Source organism: Rathayibacter sp. CAU 1779, assembly GCF_054551755.1.
Genome location: NZ_JBTOLK010000004.1, coordinates 70,924 through 88,663 on the forward strand (window position 1 = coordinate 70,924; position 17,740 = coordinate 88,663).

Consider the following 17,740-nt stretch of genomic DNA (forward strand, 5'->3'; position numbering starts at 1 on the left):
CGACGTCGGCGTCAGGGGCGAGCGGAACCCGGAGCGCCACGTACGTGTCCGGCCGCGTCAGCCGCCGACGACTTTGAAGGCATGTCTGTGCCACACCAGAGGGCTGCCCGCGTCGTCGCTCGTGATGGCGAGCACGCGCAGCACGATGATGTCGTGGTCGCCCGCCGGATAGGTGTGCTCCACGATGCATTCCAGCCACACCGGAGCATCGTCGATGAACAGGGCTCCGGAATCGGCGACGGTGCAGTCGATGCCGTTCAGGCGGTTGGCGTGGTCGCGTGAGGCCAGCTGCCTGGTGATGTCGACGTGGCGCTCGCCCAGCACGGAGATGCCGATGGTGGATTCCGCGGCCAGCATCGGCCACGTCGTCGACGCCCGCTGCACGGCGAACGACACCATGGGCGGTTCATGTGACACCCCGACGGAGAACGAGGATGCGACCATCACCGTTGGCATCCCCGCTCGCACGGCGGCGATGGCGGCGACGCCGGACGGGAAACCGTCGAAGGCATCCCGCATGCGCACCGGGTCGTTGACGAATTCGGCTGTCATGCTCACGCCCGTCCTCCCGCCATGACGGTGCTCGTCCCCGCGGCGCTCATCGACGCGCTGCTCGTCGCCAGTGTCAGCACGGTGGCGGCCCAACGGTCCACCCATATCTGCAGGGAGTCGTCGTCGGCGTAACGGGAATCGAGCTGATAGAGGCCGGCCGTCGGGCAGCAGGCGCCGAGTTCGACGAGCACGGGCTTGAGCAGCAGCTCTGGTGCGAGCGCGTGCGCGGGGCCGCCGCCGAGCATCAGCGGGATGCCGACGCGGCCGGCGAGTCCGGTCGCCGTGGCGAACTGGTCGAGGAACACCTTGAGCAGGCCGCTGTAGGTCGCCTTGAAGGTGGGCGACGCGGCGATCACGATATCCGCCTCCTGCGTCGCTGCGACCGCGGATGCGACATCCGGGTCGCCCCAGCCGAGCAACCCGGCACCGAGCGCGGACAGCTCGATGACCGTGGCGTCGGCGTGCAGCGCAGCAGCCAGGCGTTCCGCGGCGTCCCTGGTGCGGGAGTTCGGCTTCGGGTTGCCGATGAGGAGGGCTGCTGTTGTCATCGTTGTGCCTCTCTGGTTGTCGGGGCGGGGACCGCGGCCATCGTGGGGACGGCTGCTGACGGCAGGGCGCGGACGGATGGGACATCACGGGCGGCGCGGTCGCACGAGCACGCGGCCAGGATGTCGCGGGCATCCGCTTCGTCTCTCCGCATGGCGGCGACGAGGTCGGCCACCTCGTCGAACGCCGTCTGAGCTCGCAGCAACCGGCGCAGTTCGACTCGCGCCGCCCGGTCGTAGAGGTCGCCCTCGAAGTCGAGCACGTGCGCTTCGAGCGTTCGGCGACGACCGACGAAGGTCTCGTTGCTGCCGACCGAGATGAGGGCGTCACGGGGCGATGCCCATTCGTCGAGCGTGAACGTGCCGAGGTACACGCCGTCCGGCGGCAGCGGAGCGCGCCCATCCGGCTGAAGGTTCGCGGTGGCATATCCGAGTCCGGTGCCCTCGCCCGCACCGTGCACGACGAGTCCGGATCGCACGACCGGGAGCCGTGCCGACCGGGGCAGCATGCTCAGCGCAGACGGGACCGCCAGTACGGCGACGACTGCGATCACACCGAGCGTCGCCGCATCGGACGTCACGGCCAGCACGCTGGCGGTGACGGCACTGCCGACGGCGGCACCGAGCTGTTTGACCGTGTTGAAGACGGATGACGCGCCTCCGGCGAGCGCGGACGGTGCGTCGGCGACCGCCGCCACCGAGAACGGCGCCCACACCAGGGAGTTCGCCGCACCGAAGACGGCGAAGGCGGCGGAGACCGTCCACAGTGGCGCGTCCACAGCGAGGAGCACGGCTGCCGCGACCAGCCCGGCCGCGAGCATCGTGCCGCCGAGAGCACCCGACATCCGGATGCCGGCCCTCGCGGTCAGCCGCGCTGCAACGGGCACGAACGCCACGCACATAACCCCCATCGGGAGCAGGACGACGGCGGCGGAGAGGGGGTCGAGCCCGCGGCGGTCCTGAAGATCGAGCATGAGCGGAATGGGTGCAGACCCGACCGCGAAGGATGCGAACGCCGCTCCCGCGGACGCGAAAGCGAGTGACCTGCGGCGCAGGATGGACATGGGGAGCAGCGCGGATACACCCTGCCTGCGCTGGCCGACCACGACCGCGACGACGACGAGTGCACCGGCGACGCACCAGCACCACCGTGGAACGCCGAACGCATTCGGTCCACCGTCCACCCCCTGAATGCCGATCAGGACGGCCCCCACACCGAGGAGACAGGCGGCGAGCGCGCCCAGCGAGAGTCGGACGCGGGGTCCGCGGGTGGCGGGCACGAGCATCCGCACGGCGACGAAGGCGAGGACGCCGATGGGCACGTTCACCCAGAAGACAGCGCGCCAGTCGGAGACCGCGAGGATCGCGCCACCGACGAGCGGACCGGCGACGGTCGCCGCCCCGCCGACACCGCTCCACACGCTGAGCGCTGCGGCGACACGCTCCCTGCGGAACAGACCACGGATGATGACGAGGCACTGCGGCGTGATGATCGCCGCGCCGATTCCCTGCAGCACGCGGGCGCCGATGAGCGCCGGCGCGGTCGGTGCGAGAGCGCAGAGCAGGGAACCGGCGACGAAGACCGCCAGTCCGCCGAGGTACAGGCGACGATGACCCCAGCGGTCGCCGAGCCGCCCGGTCACCAGCAGGGGTACCCCGTAGGCCATCAGGTACGCGCTGTTGAGCCACATCGCGGTCGTGCTCGAGGTGTGCAGGTCGGTCTTGATCGCCGGCAACGCCACCGAGGTGATGGTGCTGTCGAGCATCAGCATGAAGAACCCCAGGCAGAGCGCTCCGAGCGCCACCCAGTTCTCGCGTGTGCCGACGGTCACCTCACGCCGCCAGGTTCTCGCGCAGCGTGGGACCCGGATAGCGCGGGGCGAGTGCACCGCGCCTGCGCAACTCCGGCAGAAGGTGCTCGCTCAGGTCGGCGAAGCCCGACGGCATTCCCAATGGGCTGATCAGCATGTAGCCGCCGCGGGATCCTGTCTGCTCGAAGTTGGCCTCGAGGTGATCCGCCACCTGCGCAGCGTCACCGATCACCGTGTGGTCGAGCCCGGTCGCCGAGCGCCGGCCGTGCTCGAAGAACTCGTCCCTGGTCAGCTCGTGGTCGGGGCCGAACTCGTCGACGAGCGTGCCGACCAACCCACCGGGGCTCGCCTGCGAGGCCACGATCTGCTCGTGCACCTCCCCGAGCGTGAACGTGGCGGGCAGCCGGGAGAAGTCGAATCCGGAGTTGTGAGAGATGTACGCGCCCACCGCCTCCTCGTTCCAGAACGCGAGCACAGCGTCTCTGCGCGCTTCCGCCTCGGCGAGCGTGCTGCCCACGATCACCTGCGTCGCCCACAGGATGCCCACCGACTGCGGGTCGCGACCCTGCGCACACAGGGCCTCGTCGAGCATCCTGCGGTGCCGCAGCTGCCCGCCGAGGCTGCCTCCGAAGCCGAAGACCACGTCGGCGAATGCTGCGGAGGCGGCGATGCCGCGCGGCGAGTTGCCCGCCTGCACGAGCACCGGATGCCGCTGCGGGCTCGGCACCGACGCCAGCGGCCCTCGCACGGTGAAGAACTCGCCCGCGTGGTCGATGGCGTGCACCTTCTCCGGGTCCGCGAATCGGCCAGACTCGGGATCGGCGACGATCGCGTCGGGGGCCACGGAGTCCCACAGCGCCTTGCACACCGCGACGAACTCCTCCATGCGCTCGTACCGCAGGTCGTGGTCGACCAGGTGCGCGTAACCGTAGTTGGCTGCATCCGCTCCCCTGCTGGAGGCGACGACGTTGAACGCGATGCGACCACCGGTCACATGGTCGAGCGAGTTGAGCAGCCTCGCCACATAGAACGGATGCATGAACGTGGAGGAATACGTCAGCCCGAACCCGATGCTCTCCGTCACCGTCGACATGGCGGCGATGACCGGGGACATGTCCTGCCGTGGCCACTGGATGCCCCACTCCACCGCTGCGTCGATGCCGCCGCGCCACGTGCTCGGGATGCCGGACCCGTCGCCGAAGAACAGCATGTCGACCCCGGCGCGCTCGGCGGTCTGGGCGAGCTCCATGTACATGCGCACGTCAGGGAACGACCTGCCCACCCAGCTGCCGGGAAGCCGCCAGCGGCCCTCGGTGTGAGTGAACGAGAGGTCGTAGGCGATGTGCATGCCGCTCACGCGAGAACCTGCTTCCAGCTGTCGACGATGTCGGCGGAGGAGCACACGACCCCCACGTTGATGGCGAGAGTGCGCAGCGCGGCCGCGTTCACGTCGAGGTCGTAGGCGGCCGTGGCGTCGGAGGAGATGGTGACGGGCCAGCCGAGCTGCATGGCGTCCTCGGCCGTCGCCGCAACGCAGCATTCGGTGGTGAGGCCGACCACGGTGAGCCATTCGTAGCCCGCGATGCGCAGCCGGTCGGCGAGCCCGGTGCCGAGGAATCCGCTGTAGTGCGGCTTCACGATCCGCGCCTCGCCGGGCGCGGGCTGAACGCCGAACCACTCAGCCCCCTGCGTTCCGACCTTGCACGGCTCGTCCTGAGGCATCGCGCCGGTGTATTCGCCACCGCGCAGCCACGTACTCGACCGCCACGGGAACGACGGATCGCTGCCGAGCTCCACCCACACGACCGCCACGCCGAGCTCACGCGCAGCGTTCACCAGGTCGGCGACGCCGCGCACGGCGCCGGCGACGGCGTCCAGGCCCTCCTGCGTGGGCTCGTACATGCCCAGTCGTGCGGGATCGGCGAAGTCGTACTGCACATCCACCACGACGAGTGCGGGAACGGCTTTGCTCTGGATGAGGGCGGCCAGCCGGGGGTCGGTCGCCGTCGGCGCGGTCATCGCACACCTGCCAGATCGTGCTCGCGCAGGACGGGCAGCACGGTGCGGCCGAATTCGAGGATGTCGTCGTCGTACTCGGGGAAGATGAGCATGAGCCCGTCGAGGTCGGCCTCCCGCACGATGTACTCGATGTGGTCGAGCACGGTCTCGGCCGAGCCCGCGACATACGGGGTCTGGAACGCGGCCTCCCCGACCGCGCCCGCCGCCCACGCGCGTGCCTGGTCTTCCGGAACGCCCCAGGACGCTCGCATGAGGGCCAGCGCCTCGCGGTCGACTCCCGCTCCCCACTCGACGACTCTCTGCTCGGCGAGGGCATCCGTGTCGGCCTGCACCACCGTGAGCATCGAGTACGTCTTGCAGCTGCGACCGTACGAGGCGGCACGCTCGTGCACGTCGCTGGAGAGCTCGCGCATCTCCTCCAGCGTGTCGCCGGCGAGGAACGCGCCGTCCGCGTATCTGGCCTGGAACTTGCGGGCGTCTTCCGACTTGCCCGCACTGATGATGGTGGGCGTCGATGCCGGGTGCGGGCGCGACTCGCAATCGACGAGATCGAAGAACGGCGTGTGCATGGTGACGGAGTCCTCCTTCCACAGCCGCATCACCGCTTCGGTCCACTGTTCGGTCATGACGTACCGGTCGGCGTGGCTGAGCTCGGCGTCCCACATGCCGAACTGCTGGAACTCGGCCGAATACGCGCCGTTCACGATGTTCATGCCCGCTCTGCCCCGCGAGATGTCCTGCAGTGTGGTGTACATCTTGGCTGCGACCGCCGGGTTGTGGATGTTCGCGTGCATCGTCGCCCAGATCTTCACCGTGCTGGTCGCCTCGGCAAGCGCAGACATCATGGTCATCGACTCCAGCGAGCGACCCCAGTGGTCGGTCTCGCCGCCGAATCCGCGCCACTTGGCCATCGACATGATGAAGTCGAGTCCGATGGCCTCGGCGTTGAGTGCCGCACGCTTGTTCCAGGCGTAGCTGGCCTCGGGGTGCGGGGCGGTGCTGGAGAGCATCCATCCGCCGTTGCCGATCGGGAGAAAGATCCCGTATTCCTTGCTGGGCATATCGCTTCTTTCCTCGTGGGGTGCTGGTCTGGCGGGCCGGTCCGTCGTCATGACGCGGGCCAGGCGAGCTTGCCGTCCCGGTAGACGGCCGTGATGTAGGAGTCGTCGAACCATCCGGCAGCGGTCTTCGAGGAGAGCGACGACGGGATGATCTCGAACTGCTTGAGCATGTCGACGAGCTTTGTCACGTTCTTCGGGTCGATGCCGCCGAGCGGCTGATCCGGCGTGGGGTTGTCGGCGACCACCTTGGTTTCCGTCTTCCAGATGGTGGCGTTGAGGTTCTTGTCGTATGTGCTGCCGGAGAGCTGCGCCGCGTAGCCGACGCACTCCTTCACATGGGCGTCGCTCGAGCTGCAGTAGTCATAGGCGTGCAGGGCGGCGCGCAGCACGTCCTGCACCGCCGTGGGGTGCGCCTTCGCGAACGCGGGGTTCACCGCCATGGCGCCGAGGGAGCTCGGGATGCCGTACTTCACGGGTTGCCACACGGTCACCTTGTGACCGGCCGCCGCGAGCTGGTTCGGCTCGTTGGAGATGAAGCCGGTGAGCGCTTCGAGGCCGTCCTGCTTGCGTGTCAGCACGGTGGGGTCGTACCCCTCCTTGACGAGCTTGAGGGAGTCCCAGCTCACCCCCGCCTTCACGAGCATGGCTTCGACCGCGGCGGGAACGTATCCCTTGTGTCCCACGACCTGTCCGTCGAGCTGGGTGAGCTTGGTGATGTCCTTGTTGGTCATCAGGATGTCGAGCCCGGCGTTCGAATACGACGAGATGCCCGTGATGGCGATGCCGTTCGCCCTGGCCTGGATGATGTCCTGCTCCGAGACGGCGGCCACGGTGGCCTGTCCGCTGGCCAGCAGCTTCGTGTTCTGGGCGGTGTCTCCGCTGCCTGGCTTGAGCTGCACGTCGAGGCAGAGGTCCTTGAAGTAGCCGAGCTTGCTGGCCGCGACGTATTCGAGGATCGACGCGGACGACTGGAATTGATAGCCGGAGAGGTAGTTGACGGTGCCGGCCGCCTTGTTCTTCGCGCAACGGTCGGCAGAGATGGCCGAGCTCGACGGCGTCGTGTCTGCGGATGCGGTGGACGTGCAGGCAGCGAGTCCGGCGACGAGTGCTGCCGCCGCGACGAGCGACGACATGGACTTGAGCTTCAGTGAGCGGCGCATTGCGGTGATCCTTCGGGTCGGGGGCTTTGACGGTGCGGGCTGAATGTGCAGGAGATCGGGGAGGAGGGTGCGCTGAAGCGCGGCGGCAGCGCACGGGGGCTGCTGGGCCTCGGAGGACGGTGCGGACGCGGGGATCGGGTGGTCGCGAAACGGTTTCGGTCGACGTGGGTCAGTCGCTGGAGCGGGCGTGCCATCGCAGCACCCGCTTCTCCACGAGCGTGATCGCGCCGAGGAGCAGCACTCCCATGACGGCGAGGATGAAGATGGCCGCATACACCACCGCGAGCTGGTTCATCGTGGATGCCGTGCTGATCAGCGTGCCGAGACCGCCGGTGGATCCCGAGGCGGACAACTCGGCGACGACCGCGCCGATGATCGACAGCGGAAAGACGATGCGCAGTGCGGCGAACACGAAAGGCAGCGCGTTCGGTATGCGCAGGTGCAGCAGGAGTTCGAGGCGGCTGGCATCCATGGTCTTGTAGACCTGCAGCACGGCCAGCGGGACGGAGCGCAGACCGGCGGCCGTGTTGATCAGGATGGGGAAGAAGCAGATCAACGCCGTGATGATGAGCTTCGGCAGAGGGCCGAATCCGAACGCCACCACCAGTGCAGGGGCGATGGCGACCAGCGGAGTCACGTTGAGCACGACGGCGATCGGCATCACGGCTCGACGGGCGATGGGCAGCTCGCTGATCAGCACGGCGACGACGAACGCGGCCACAAACCCGATCGCGAGCCCTGCGACCGCCTCGCCGAGCGTGATCAGGGCGTTCATCAGGTACGACGGCAGGTCCGTCACCAGCGAACGACCGACATCGGTGAGCGGCGGCAGCAGGTAGGGCATGGTGGCCGCACCCCACTGCCACAGTGCGGCGAGCACGACGAGCATGACCGCCAGCGGCAGCCAGACGGCGGGACGCAGCATGGCGGGCACTCGCATCCGTGCGCTCCGGGATGTCGCGGATGCCGGCGTGAGGTCCGCCGTGCGACCGCCGCGTCCCGGCACGGTGACGGAATCGGCCGTCACGGAATCAGCGGGCAGAGGTTCGGTGGCGATGGTCATGCTGTCTCCCTCGTGACGGATTCTTGGGATGCTGCGGATCACGCGGCCTTGGCGGATCGCCACGCGCTGTGCAAGCGCTCACGCACCAGGTCCTCGTATTCGTGGAATGCGGGATCAGCGAAGACCCTTGCGTTGCGCGGTCGCGGCAGGTCGATGTCGACGACTTCGACGATGCGGCCGGGGCTCGGCGCCATGACGACGACGGTGTCGGAGAGGCGCACGGCCTCCGACACCGAGTGCGTCACGAAGAGGACCGTCGTCTTCAACTCGTCCCACAGGTCGAGCAACTGGTCCTGCAGGCTCTCCCTGGTGAACTCGTCGAGTGCCGAGAACGGCTCGTCCATGAGCAGCACGTCGGGCCTCAGGCCGAACGCCCGCACGATGGATGCCCGCTGCTGCATGCCCCCGGAGAGCTGGTCCGGCAGTTTGGCCGCGGCATCCGCGAGGCCGGCCTTACGCAGTAGATCGAGCATGTCCGGCTCGCCGGTCGCGGTGCGCTCGGTGAGCGATTCGATCGCGGCCCTGCGACCGGCTGATCCCCTGTTGATGCGCCGCGGCAGGCTCACGTTCTGCATCACGGTGAGCCACGGCAGCAACGCCGGTGTCTGCGGCACCAGTCCGATGAGCTTGGCGGCGCACGCCTCCGCGGTGCTGACGCCGTGCACCGCCACGGTGCCGGAATCCGCGCTCTCGAGTCCGGCGACGATGCGCAGCAACGTCGACTTTCCGCAGCCGCTCGGTCCGATGAGGCTGACGAACCGGCCAGCCGGAATACTCAGCTCGACGTCGTCAAGGGCCACAAGCCCTCTGCCTGCATCGGCATAGACCTTGCGCACGGCATCGAGTTCGACAGCTGCGGCTTCCATGGGCTCTCCGTTCGGTAGACGTGGTCTCTGTGCGCGTGTGGCGAGAGGACGAGGTCGTGTACCGCGGAGAGCGTGCTTCGCGAGAGCTGATTCTGCGATGCGGAGGTCCGCTTGATGTCTTCGACGCTACGGCGCGGATGTTTCGGCTAACCGCCGCCACGTATTGCGGGCGGGTAAACGGTTCCATCGAGCGCGACGATTTCGGCGTCACCGATGAGCAGCACATCGATGCCCATGTCGGCAGCGGCCTGCGGCACCCATCCCGCGAGTGCCGGCACCACGGCGTCGGTGACGACGAGAACGGCGATCTCGACACTCGAGAGGCTCTGGCGAACCCACGCGAGCTTGAACAGATCGGCGAGAACCTTGTTCCGGTAGGCCGCCTTGTAGGTGCCACGATTCCCGATCACCTGCGCGACGATCCTCAGCTCGTCGTCCGTTCCCTCCACCTCGATCTGGTTACCCGTTTCCGTCACCAATCGCTTCGGACGGAGTGCGCATCCGAGGCGCCTCCCGGCCGCCTCCAGCGCGAGACGCTCGAAAGAGTGCGCACCGAATCGTCCCCATTCACGGGCCTCTCTGCTCTCTATCGGTCGCATGGCGGCAGAGTAAGCAGCCCGCGTTTCTCGCGTGTTTCCGCCTGGAGACGTCCGGATCCTCGTCGGCGTCGTGTGCTCCGCCCCTCCCGGCGCCGCATGCGCGGCCTTCCACGGCGGCAGCGGCATCGCGATACTGAGAACGAGCGCCCGGCCCGGACACGGTCGTTCGCATCACGAGAAGGATCGTGGAGAGGGGCACGCGATGGCTGTCATCACTCGCGGATTCGGCGCTCACCGCGCCGCGCGCGACGACCGGATCCCGCCCGGCCAGACGCGGGTCGAGGACTGGCCGGTGCTGAGCGCCGGCGCCACGCCCGACGTCGATCAGGCGGAGTGGGAGTTCGTGGTGGTGCCGGAGTCGGGCGATCCGGTGCGCTGGGACTGGGACTCGTTCCGCGCGCTCGGGCTCGAGGACTTCACGGTCGACATCCACTGCGTCACTCACTGGTCGCGCCTCGGAACGCACTGGCGGGGAGTCCCGCTGGATCGTGTGTTCGAGCACGTCGACACGTCGTACGACTACGTCATGGCGCACAGCTACGGCGGATACACGACGAACGTGCCGCTGAACGAGCTGCTCGACGGCCAGGCGTGGATCGCCTTCGAAGCGGATGGCGCGCCCCTGGAAGCGGAGCACGGCGGCCCTGCCCGACTGGTGGTGCCGCACCTCTATTTCTGGAAGAGCGCGAAGTGGGTGCGCGGGCTGCGCATGATGCCGCAGGACGAGCCCGGTTTCTGGGAGGAACGGGGCTACAACCTGCACGGGGATCCCTGGACCGAAGAGCGGTATTCGTGATCGCGCATGCCGCCTGGCATACGGCCACGGTCTCGACCGTCGTCGCGGAGACGTCGAACGCGCGGAGGATCACCCTCGACATCCCCACCTGGCCGGGCAACGCGGCCGGGCAGCACGTCGACGTCCGGCTGACCGCCGAGGACGGATACCAGGCCAGCCGCTCCTATTCGCTCGCGTCAGCAGGTTCGTCGACCTCCGTCGAGCTCGCCGTCGACAAGGTCCCTTCCGGCGAGGTCTCGCCCTTCCTCGTGGACGAGCTGCAGGTGGGCGATCAGCTGGAGGTGCACGGTCCGCTCGGCGGATGGTTCGTGTGGAGGCCGGGCGGCGCATCCGAGCGTCCGGTGCAGCTCGTCGCGGGCGGCTCCGGCGTGGTGCCCATGGCAGCCATGGTGCGCGCGCATCGCGACGCCGCCGATCCCACGCCGTTCCGGCTGCTGTACGCCGTGCGCAGCCCCGAAGACGTGTTCTTCGACGCGGAGCTGGCGCGCGAGACCGGCGACAAGGAAGCGGATGCCCTGCACGTCGACTTCGTCTACTCACGGCGCGCGCCCGCCGGCGACGACCGTCCGCCCGGGCGTCTCACCAAGGAGCGTCTGGCGGAGCTCGTCTTCCCCGCTGCGCAGAACCCGCGCATCTTCGTGTGCGGCGCCACACCGTTCGTGGAGCAGGTGCTGACGTGGCTGAAGCAGCTCGGATACGACGTCGACGACGTGCGGGCCGAACGATTCGGCGGTGCATGATGAAGCGGAGTCAGCTCATGCTGGAGGTCTCGTGATGCAGAAGCTCGACGGAAACGTGCTCGCCGGACCCCTGGCATCCGTCTTCGATGGAGACGCGACCTCCGCGACCGGGCGCTGCACGAGCTGTGGCGACACCGCAGCCGTCGCGCAGGCCGTCGTCTACGCCACGACCGGGCATTACGTCGCCCGGTGCCGACGCTGCGACCAGGTGCTGCTCACCATCGCGGAGGACGGCGACTCGGTGCTTCTCGCGATGACCGGGATCACCGGATTCGCGATGACATCCTGACCCGGCAGCGGTGCGCTCCTCAGGGAGCTACGGAGGCCTCAGGCTACGCGCGGGCAGCGGCCGGTGCCGCTCGCAGCTCGGAAACGATCGCGGCCCGGTCCGCCACGGAGACGCCTTCGATCTTCTGGAGGTCGATCCGGTCGGCGTATCGGCCGTTCTTCTCGACGAGGGCGGGCGCCACGTGGGCGGGTTCGGCCTCGACGGCGAAGGCCCGCAGGACGTCGTCGTCGATCTCGCGCGTCATCCGCTCCCACTTGTCGGGGAGTCTGCTCACCGAGAGCTCGTGCAGCTTCTCGCCTAGGTCACCCCAGCCGTGAGTCTCGAGCACCCCCTTGTACGTCGGCGTGCTGCCGTAGAACGCCACGGATGCCCGCGCCCGCTCCCGCGAGGCGGCCATCGCCTCCTCGGTTCCGCCGCTCACCAGAAAGCCGCCGCCGCTGATCTCGATGTCGGTCCTGGATCGTCCCGCCTTGGCGAGCCCACGCTCGATCGCCGGTGCCAGCACCGCATCGTGGTACTCGGGCGTCCAGAACGGGTGCAGAAGGATGCCGTCACTCACCTCTGCCGCCATCTCCGCCATGAGCGGCCCCACGGCCGCAACCCACACGGTGGGTGGTGCCGCCGTCGTGGTCTTCGGGCTGAACATCGGCGTCATGAGCGTGTGTCGGTAGTACTCCCCCTCGAAGGCGAGCCTCTCGCCGGTGCGCCAGGAGTCCCAGATCGCACGCAGCGCGAGCACGTACTCGCGCATCCGCGCGGCAGGCGCCGACCATTCCATCGAGAATCGTCGGGTCACATGCGCCTTCACCTGGCTGCCGAGGCCGAGCTTCATGCGGCCTCCTGACATCTCGTTGAGATCGTGTGCCGTGTATGCAAGCGTCATTGGGCTGCGCGCGAAGGCGACGGCGATCTTCGTTCCGATCTCCAGCCCTGGCGCATGCTCGGCCGCCAGTGTCAGCGCGACGAACGGGTCGTGCCCGAGTTCGGCGGTGAATCCCCCGTCGTATCCGATCTGCATGAGTTCTTCGGCGTCCGATCCACTGCGCGCGTATTCGTCGCTGAGATGCCCATCGACCTTCATTCCGTCTCCTCCATCGCCGGACCATCCGCCGTCCGGTAGCAGCGGAGTGGGAGATCCCTTCTGCACTGTATACAATTCGGCCTCCCTTCGATAGCATCGGCCCGGGTCGACGACGACGACGAACGTACGGGATCGAGGATCATGAGCGACGTAGTACTGGAACGGTTGTCCGGCGGTGTGCTGCTCGTGCGATTGAACCGGCCGGAGCGGTTGAACGCGATCGGCGGATCCATGGCGCAGGAGTTCGCGGACGCCATGCGGCTCGCGCGCACGGACGCTGACGTGCGCGCCGTCGTGATCACGGGCGCCGGGAGGGCCTTCTGCTCCGGTGCAGATCTGGGACAGACATCGGCAGCCGCCGCCATGCCCCGAGAGCCGAGTCACCTCGGCGGGACGGAAGCGATCAACGACCTGCACACCAACTGGTCGGGAGCCGCTTTCCGGGTGCCGAAGCCGACCATCGCACTGGTCAACGGTGCTGCGGCAGGGGCGGGATTCGGTCTGGCACTCTCCTGCGACTTCCGGATCGCCGCCGAGTCGGCGATCTTCGTCTCCGCCTTCGCGCGCATCGGCCTCACCGGCGACAACGGCATCACGTGGGGGCTGACGCGGACCGTCGGGCGACCGAAGGCACTCGAGATCCTCATGCTCAACCCTCGCATCACGGCATCCGAGGCGCTCGAGCTCGGGATCGTCCGTCAGGTCGTGCCCGACGACGATCTCTACGAGAGGGGGATCGAGTTCGCCGATCGCCTTGCTGCTGGCCCCGTCGAGGCATTCGCGATCATGAAGCGCAACCTGGAGTTCGCCGAGACGGCGGACTTCGAACAGTCGCTCCGCCGTGAAGCGGAAGGCATCTCGGTCACCAGGCTGATGGGTGAGAGCGCCGAGGCTGTCGATGCCTTCCTGCAGAAGCGCGATCCGGACTTCCGCCGCCGCTGACATCGGCGGGTCGTTCGGCCGCGTTCGAGTGCGGTGAGCGCGAGCTGGTCCCATCGCGCGCAATGTATACACTCGGCAGCGCCGTCGCTAAGATGACGCCATGCGCGCAAGTGATGTCGCCTATCAGCGGCTGCGAGACGACATCATCGAGTGGAACCTCGAACCCGGCACCCTTCTCGGCGAGATCGAGACCGCTCAGCGACTCGGCGTCTCGCGCACGCCGGTCCGCGAGGCTCTGTCCCGGCTCATGGCCGAGGGGCTCGTCTCCTCGGGCACCGGCCGAACAGCGATGGTCTCGCTCGTGTCGCTCTCCGATGTGAAGCGACTCTTCGAATACCGCGTCGCGCTGGAGACCCAGGCTGCACGGCTCGCAGCGTCACGGCGGGATCCCGCGGTCTTCGAGCAACTGCGGGAGCGATTCCTGGGGGCATCGGTGACGACGACGTCTGGAGCGAAGCAGGATCTCGGGCCGAGCACCGAGCGTCCGTACTCCCTTGCGGACGAACTCGACGATGCGATCGACGCCGCCACAGACAACCCCTACCTCGTTCGCGCGCTACGGGATCTGCGCGGTCACCTGGCTCGCTACCGTCGGCATGCCAGGACGAACCCGGCCCGGCTTGACGACGCCACGAAGGAGCACCTCATCATCGTCGAGGCCATCCTCAGCGGTGACGGAACGTTGGCGTCGCAGGCCACGGCCGTCCACCTGCACAGGAGCCTGGAGAACATCCTCGCCACGGTGCCTGCGCTCCAGCGGCAACGGGCGGAGTCGGCAACTGGTCTGGCGATCGCCGTCGGCTGAGGTCGCCCCGAACGCGGCGCTCCGCGCTGAACGGACCGCGCTCAGTGGGCCGCGCCGGGAACGGTGAAGTCGAACACCGAGGAGTCGAACGCGTTGTAGCCCTCGTAGTCCAGCAGTTCGTACAGTCGTGCGCGCGTCTGCATCTGCGGAACCACACCGGCGAGCGTGCCGTCTGCGACCAGGGCGTCCAGTCCCCGCTCGATGGCGCCCATCGCGATGCGCAGGAGCGAGACCGGGTAGATGACCAGGTTGATGCCGACATCTCCGAGCTGACGGGTGGTGAAGAGCTCGCTCTTGCCGAACTCCGTCATGTTGGCCAGCACAGGCACGTCGACCGCGGAACGAATGGCGGCGAACTCCTCGAGACTCGCCATGGCCTCCGGGAAGATCGCGTCCGCACCCGCATCGACCAGCTGCCTCGCCCGGCGGACGGCGGCGTCGAGCCCTTCGATCGCGCGGATGTCCGTGCGCGCCATGATCAGGAGGTTCGGGTCGCGGCGCGCGTCGACCGCGGCCCGGATCCGCTTGAGGGCCGTCTCGTCGTCCACCACCTGTTTGCCGTCGAGGTGGCCGCAGCGCTTCGGGTTCACCTGGTCCTCGATGTGGAGTCCGGAGACGCCGGCATCTTCGAGCAGCTGGACGGTGCGCGCCACGTTCATCGGCTCGCCGAATCCGGTGTCGGCGTCCACGAGCGTGGGCAGATCCGTCATGCGACCGATCTGCGCGGCACGCGTGGCCACCTCGGTCAACGTGGTGAGCCCGATGTCGGGCAGCCCCAATTCTGCGGACAGCACAGCGCCGGAGACGTAGACGCCTTCGAAGCCCTTCTCCTGGATCAGACGCGCGCTGAGCGGGGTGAAGGCACCTGGCATCCGCATCAGGCTTCCGCCGGACAGTGCCTCCCGGAACAGGCGGCGCTTGTCGGCCGGGGTGACGGTGGAATGCAGCATGAGGAACAGCCCCTATCGCTGTGCGGCGTTCTCAAACGCCGTCGACTGACGGTGACGATGGCCGGCGGCTCGCCAACGGCCACGGCCGGATGCCATGGAGCGCCGAAGCGGCGCCGTCCACCATTGTATACATTCAGTCTCCGCCCTGGCTTGTGCTGACGCCAGGGCCGGCGTGCGGGCGATGACCGACGCAAGCGCCTCAGAGCCCCGGCCGTCTCAGCTCGTACACGACGGGAGCGTCGCCCGTCGTGACGACGACGCCGTCCTCCACCAGGTACACGAGGTGCGCGATCGTCTCGGCGACCGCCGACCACTGCTGGATGGGCCCCAGCGTGTCCCAGCCGTGCGCCCAGGTCAGTCCACGAGCGAGTTCCCAGGCCGTCAGCGGCCCGCGCTGAAGGTGACCGAGGATCTCATCGAGCCGCTCGCGATGGTGCTCCTGCAACTCAATGACCCGGTCGGGCAGCCCGCGGAAACGCCACTGGTGCGCCGGCAGCACCTCCAGATCGACGTGCTCGAGCCTGGCGAGCGATCCGAGATAGGCGCGAACCGGAGACGTCGCCGCGTGCGGATGCAGCCCGACGTTCGGGCTGATGCGCGGCAGCACGTGGTCGCCGGTGAGGATGACATCCTCGTCCTCGTCGACGAAGCAGAGGTGTCCCGGCGTGTGGCCCGGGGTGAGCACTGCCCGCACCGTCCGGCCGCGCAGAGGAACGACATCGCCGTCACCGAGGTGGAGGGTCGCCGGAGGCATCCGCTCGAAGACCCCGTTGTCGGAGCGGATCACCTCCAGCGGCGCGGATGCCGGCACGCCGGCTGCGGCCAGTTGCGCGCGGAACGCCGCCATCGCGGTGTCGCGAACGGAACCGCGGTGGCCGTCGAGCGAGGCGGCCTCGTCGGCGCTCATGCCGATCCAGGCATGAGGGGCGAGGTCGGCGACGAAGTGCGTGAGGCCGTGGTGGTCGGGATGCACGTGCGTGATCAGCACACCGGTCAGCTCGGATGGCGTGACACCGGCCTCCCGAAGTCCTGCCGTGAAGGCTTCGAGTCCCTCCGGCGAGTCCCAACCGGGGTCGACCACCACCGTCTCGCCGTCGCCGATCAGCAGGTAGCAGATCGTGTAGCGCATCGGGTTGTTCTGGAACGGGATCGGGATGGACCAGATGCCATCGCGCACGCGCTCCACCGGCGGGAACGTGCGACGGTACCAGGCCTCCAGCAACGCCTCCGACGTCACCTCGTGCTTCTGGATCGGCAGAGTCGATGCATGCTCGGTCATGTCCCTCCTCGGACGTCCGGCGGCGGATGGTCGCACCCAGCCGGTGACCGCAATCGCGGCTGGGCCGCGTCTCAAGCGGATGCTGCACGTCGCGTTCGTCGTGACCGTCTGGCATCCTATGTATACATCAATCGGCTGTACGCGTGCGGCGCAGGGGCGGCCTCCGCGGATGCCGTGCTGCCGCACCGTTGCGTTCAGCACGACCGGCGTCTGCGAACCCGAGTTGTATGCACGCTGAAGGGACAGCATCCATGGACGGATCTCCTCGCGAACGGCCGGTCGACGACTTCGGATGGCTCGACGACGTCGGGGTCGACGTCGACCGGTTGCATCCCAGAAGGCTGCCGCGCTCCGAGGGCGAGCTCAGCGCGATCGCGTGGGGCGAGGATCCGTTCGAGGTGCTGTACCTCCACGGGTCGGGGCAGAACGCGCACACCTGGGATCTCGCCGCGGCTCTCGTCGGACACCCGGCCATCGCGGTGGACCTCCCCGGGCACGGACACTCGGCGTGGCATCCGGAGCACGATTACCACCCGAAGACCAACGCCGCCGCGGTGGCTGTGCTGTCCGACGAGCTCGGGCTCCGCCCACGACTCGTCGTCGGCATGTCACTCGGCGGACTCACCGCCCTCGCCCTGGCCGAGCTCAGGCCGGAGCTGGTGCCGAATCTGGTGCTGGTCGACATCCTGCCAGGGGTCGAAGAGGCCATGGCCCGTATGACGCGGGTCGACCTCGGCCAGGTCGCGCTGCTCGCCGGCCCGGCCGAGTTCGAGTCGCTGGAGGCCATGGAGGATGCGACCATCGCCGCAGCGGGCGGCTCGCGTTCCGCAGAGTCGCTGCGCCGAGGCGTCTGGCACAACGCCGAGCGAGGCGACGACGGCGTGTGGCGCTGGCGGTACGACCGCGAGCACGCACGAGGCGGGCCGAGCAGCGAGTTGCTGTGGCCGGCAGTGCGCGCGGTGCCGACCGTCACGCTCGTGAAGGGCGGCCGGAGCCCGTTCGTCGGCGAGGAGGCGCTGACGCGCCTGAGCGCTGAGCGTCCGGCGACCCCCGTGCACGTCGCACCCGACTCGGGCCACGCGGTGCAGAGCGACGCGGCGCCGTTGCTCGCCGCCGTGGTGAGTGACGCCCTGTCTGCCTGAACGTCCGACGCCCCTCCCGGTCTCGCCGCCCCCGCCGCAC

The 17,740-nt window shown here is 68.5% G+C and carries 19 protein-coding genes; 6 read left to right on the forward strand and 13 right to left on the reverse strand.

Features of this window, described 5'->3' with window-relative positions; translation table 11 throughout:
- Positions 1-57 precede the first annotated feature (57 nt).
- The 10 genes from ACX9R5_RS16605 to ACX9R5_RS16650 all read right to left on the reverse strand — a co-directional run bounded on the left by ACX9R5_RS16605 (position 58) and on the right by ACX9R5_RS16650 (position 9,553).
- Positions 58-552: a flavin reductase family protein gene (locus ACX9R5_RS16605; RefSeq protein WP_459410165.1), complete on the reverse strand. Its 495-nt coding sequence runs from the start codon at positions 550-552 to the stop codon at positions 58-60.
- Positions 553-554: 2 nt separating this feature from the next.
- Positions 555-1,100 carry an NADPH-dependent FMN reductase gene (locus tag ACX9R5_RS16610; protein ID WP_459410166.1) on the reverse strand — a complete coding sequence of 182 codons (546 nt, stop codon included), beginning with the start codon at positions 1,098-1,100 and terminating at the stop codon, positions 555-557.
- Positions 1,097-2,929 carry an MFS transporter gene (locus ACX9R5_RS16615; protein WP_459410167.1) on the reverse strand — a complete coding sequence of 611 codons (1,833 nt, stop codon included), beginning with the start codon at positions 2,927-2,929 and terminating at the stop codon, positions 1,097-1,099. Before ACX9R5_RS16615 ends, ACX9R5_RS16610 begins: the two co-directional genes overlap by 4 nt.
- 1 nt (position 2,930) lies before the next feature.
- Entirely contained in the window at positions 2,931-4,256 is a 1,326-nt protein-coding gene (locus ACX9R5_RS16620; RefSeq protein ID WP_459410369.1) for an NtaA/DmoA family FMN-dependent monooxygenase, read from the reverse strand.
- Between the two features lie 5 nt (positions 4,257-4,261).
- Positions 4,262-4,927, reverse strand: coding sequence for a cysteine hydrolase family protein (locus tag ACX9R5_RS16625; RefSeq protein ID WP_459410168.1), 666 nt, complete (start codon positions 4,925-4,927; stop codon positions 4,262-4,264).
- Positions 4,924-5,988 carry an LLM class flavin-dependent oxidoreductase gene (locus ACX9R5_RS16630; RefSeq protein ID WP_459410169.1) on the reverse strand — a complete coding sequence of 355 codons (1,065 nt, stop codon included), beginning with the start codon at positions 5,986-5,988 and terminating at the stop codon, positions 4,924-4,926. Before ACX9R5_RS16630 ends, ACX9R5_RS16625 begins: the two co-directional genes overlap by 4 nt.
- Positions 5,989-6,035: 47 nt before the next feature.
- Positions 6,036-7,148: an ABC transporter substrate-binding protein gene (locus ACX9R5_RS16635; protein ID WP_459410170.1), complete on the reverse strand. Its 1,113-nt coding sequence runs from the start codon at positions 7,146-7,148 to the stop codon at positions 6,036-6,038.
- A 169-nt stretch (positions 7,149-7,317) separates the two neighbouring features.
- A complete protein-coding gene (locus tag ACX9R5_RS16640) occupies positions 7,318-8,211 on the reverse strand; it encodes an ABC transporter permease (RefSeq protein WP_459410171.1) in 894 nt (297 codons plus the stop codon).
- A gap of 38 nt (positions 8,212-8,249) precedes the next feature.
- On the reverse strand, positions 8,250-9,077 hold the full coding sequence (locus ACX9R5_RS16645; protein ID WP_459410172.1) for an ABC transporter ATP-binding protein: 828 nt from the start codon (positions 9,075-9,077) through the stop codon (positions 8,250-8,252).
- Between the two features lie 146 nt (positions 9,078-9,223).
- Positions 9,224-9,553, reverse strand: coding sequence for a hypothetical protein (locus ACX9R5_RS16650; protein ID WP_459410173.1), 330 nt, complete (start codon positions 9,551-9,553; stop codon positions 9,224-9,226).
- 325 nt (positions 9,554-9,878) lie between these two features.
- On the opposite strand from ACX9R5_RS16650, the gene ACX9R5_RS16655 reads away from it, so the two are divergent.
- Genes ACX9R5_RS16655 through ACX9R5_RS16665 form a run of 3 tightly spaced genes read left to right on the forward strand, consistent with a single transcriptional unit; the run spans position 9,879 to position 11,501 of the window.
- Positions 9,879-10,472, forward strand: a complete 594-nt coding sequence (locus tag ACX9R5_RS16655) for a molybdopterin-dependent oxidoreductase (RefSeq protein ID WP_459410174.1) — start codon at positions 9,879-9,881, stop codon at positions 10,470-10,472.
- A complete protein-coding gene (locus ACX9R5_RS16660) occupies positions 10,469-11,212 on the forward strand; it encodes a ferredoxin reductase (RefSeq protein ID WP_459410175.1) in 744 nt (247 codons plus the stop codon). The genes ACX9R5_RS16655 and ACX9R5_RS16660 overlap by 4 nt, the downstream gene beginning before the upstream one ends.
- Before the next feature lie 34 nt (positions 11,213-11,246).
- A complete protein-coding gene (locus ACX9R5_RS16665) occupies positions 11,247-11,501 on the forward strand; it encodes a DUF6510 family protein (protein ID WP_459410176.1) in 255 nt (84 codons plus the stop codon).
- Positions 11,502-11,544: 43 nt separating this feature from the next.
- Here the strand turns inward: ACX9R5_RS16665 and ACX9R5_RS16670 are convergent, their stop codons facing one another.
- Positions 11,545-12,582 (reverse strand): TIGR03617 family F420-dependent LLM class oxidoreductase, encoded by a 1,038-nt coding sequence (locus tag ACX9R5_RS16670; RefSeq protein ID WP_459410177.1) that lies wholly within the window; start codon positions 12,580-12,582, stop codon positions 11,545-11,547.
- 141 nt (positions 12,583-12,723) lie between these two features.
- On the opposite strand from ACX9R5_RS16670, the gene ACX9R5_RS16675 reads away from it, so the two are divergent.
- Positions 12,724-13,524 carry an enoyl-CoA hydratase-related protein gene (locus ACX9R5_RS16675; RefSeq protein WP_459410178.1) on the forward strand — a complete coding sequence of 267 codons (801 nt, stop codon included), beginning with the start codon at positions 12,724-12,726 and terminating at the stop codon, positions 13,522-13,524.
- Between the two features lie 100 nt (positions 13,525-13,624).
- Positions 13,625-14,329, forward strand: a complete 705-nt coding sequence (locus tag ACX9R5_RS16680; RefSeq protein ID WP_459410179.1) for a GntR family transcriptional regulator — start codon at positions 13,625-13,627, stop codon at positions 14,327-14,329.
- 41 nt (positions 14,330-14,370) lie between these two features.
- On the opposite strand, the gene prpB is transcribed toward ACX9R5_RS16680, so the two are convergent.
- Together prpB and ACX9R5_RS16690 are read right to left on the reverse strand one after the other, a co-directional pair.
- Complete coding sequence (gene prpB / locus ACX9R5_RS16685; RefSeq protein ID WP_459410180.1) at positions 14,371-15,279, reverse strand: methylisocitrate lyase; 909 nt, start codon at positions 15,277-15,279, stop codon at positions 14,371-14,373.
- 199 nt (positions 15,280-15,478) lie between these two features.
- Positions 15,479-16,558: an MBL fold metallo-hydrolase gene (locus ACX9R5_RS16690; RefSeq protein ID WP_459410181.1), complete on the reverse strand. Its 1,080-nt coding sequence runs from the start codon at positions 16,556-16,558 to the stop codon at positions 15,479-15,481.
- A 251-nt stretch (positions 16,559-16,809) separates the two neighbouring features.
- Here ACX9R5_RS16690 and ACX9R5_RS16695 point away from each other — a divergent pair, with 251 nt between their 5' ends.
- A complete protein-coding gene (locus ACX9R5_RS16695; protein ID WP_459410182.1) occupies positions 16,810-17,700 on the forward strand; it encodes an alpha/beta fold hydrolase in 891 nt (296 codons plus the stop codon).
- Positions 17,701-17,740: the final 40 nt, after the last annotated feature.

What these genes read in the sequence shown, in the direction of transcription:
- ACX9R5_RS16625 (WP_459410168.1), bottom strand. Translation starts at nt 4,927, where the DNA reads ATGACCGCGCCGACGGCGACCGACCCCCGGCTGGCCGCCCTCATCCAG.
- ACX9R5_RS16690 (WP_459410181.1), bottom strand. Translation starts at nt 16,558, where the DNA reads ATGACCGAGCATGCATCGACTCTGCCGATCCAGAAGCACGAGGTGACG.
- ACX9R5_RS16640 (WP_459410171.1), bottom strand. Translation starts at nt 8,211, where the DNA reads ATGACCATCGCCACCGAACCTCTGCCCGCTGATTCCGTGACGGCCGAT.
- ACX9R5_RS16605 (WP_459410165.1), bottom strand. Translation starts at nt 552, where the DNA reads ATGACAGCCGAATTCGTCAACGACCCGGTGCGCATGCGGGATGCCTTC.
- ACX9R5_RS16620 (WP_459410369.1), bottom strand. Translation starts at nt 4,256, where the DNA reads ATGCACATCGCCTACGACCTCTCGTTCACTCACACCGAGGGCCGCTGG.
- ACX9R5_RS16635 (WP_459410170.1), bottom strand. Translation starts at nt 7,148, where the DNA reads ATGCGCCGCTCACTGAAGCTCAAGTCCATGTCGTCGCTCGTCGCGGCG.
- ACX9R5_RS16610 (WP_459410166.1), bottom strand. Translation starts at nt 1,100, where the DNA reads ATGACAACAGCAGCCCTCCTCATCGGCAACCCGAAGCCGAACTCCCGC.
- ACX9R5_RS16670 (WP_459410177.1), bottom strand. Translation starts at nt 12,582, where the DNA reads ATGAAGGTCGATGGGCATCTCAGCGACGAATACGCGCGCAGTGGATCG.
- ACX9R5_RS16680 (WP_459410179.1), top strand. Translation starts at nt 13,625, where the DNA reads ATGCGCGCAAGTGATGTCGCCTATCAGCGGCTGCGAGACGACATCATC.
- ACX9R5_RS16675 (WP_459410178.1), top strand. Translation starts at nt 12,724, where the DNA reads ATGAGCGACGTAGTACTGGAACGGTTGTCCGGCGGTGTGCTGCTCGTG.
- ACX9R5_RS16630 (WP_459410169.1), bottom strand. Translation starts at nt 5,988, where the DNA reads ATGCCCAGCAAGGAATACGGGATCTTTCTCCCGATCGGCAACGGCGGA.
- ACX9R5_RS16655 (WP_459410174.1), top strand. Translation starts at nt 9,879, where the DNA reads ATGGCTGTCATCACTCGCGGATTCGGCGCTCACCGCGCCGCGCGCGAC.
- ACX9R5_RS16695 (WP_459410182.1), top strand. Translation starts at nt 16,810, where the DNA reads ATGGACGGATCTCCTCGCGAACGGCCGGTCGACGACTTCGGATGGCTC.
- prpB (WP_459410180.1), bottom strand. Translation starts at nt 15,279, where the DNA reads ATGCTGCATTCCACCGTCACCCCGGCCGACAAGCGCCGCCTGTTCCGG.
- ACX9R5_RS16665 (WP_459410176.1), top strand. Translation starts at nt 11,247, where the DNA reads ATGCAGAAGCTCGACGGAAACGTGCTCGCCGGACCCCTGGCATCCGTC.
- ACX9R5_RS16645 (WP_459410172.1), bottom strand. Translation starts at nt 9,077, where the DNA reads ATGGAAGCCGCAGCTGTCGAACTCGATGCCGTGCGCAAGGTCTATGCC.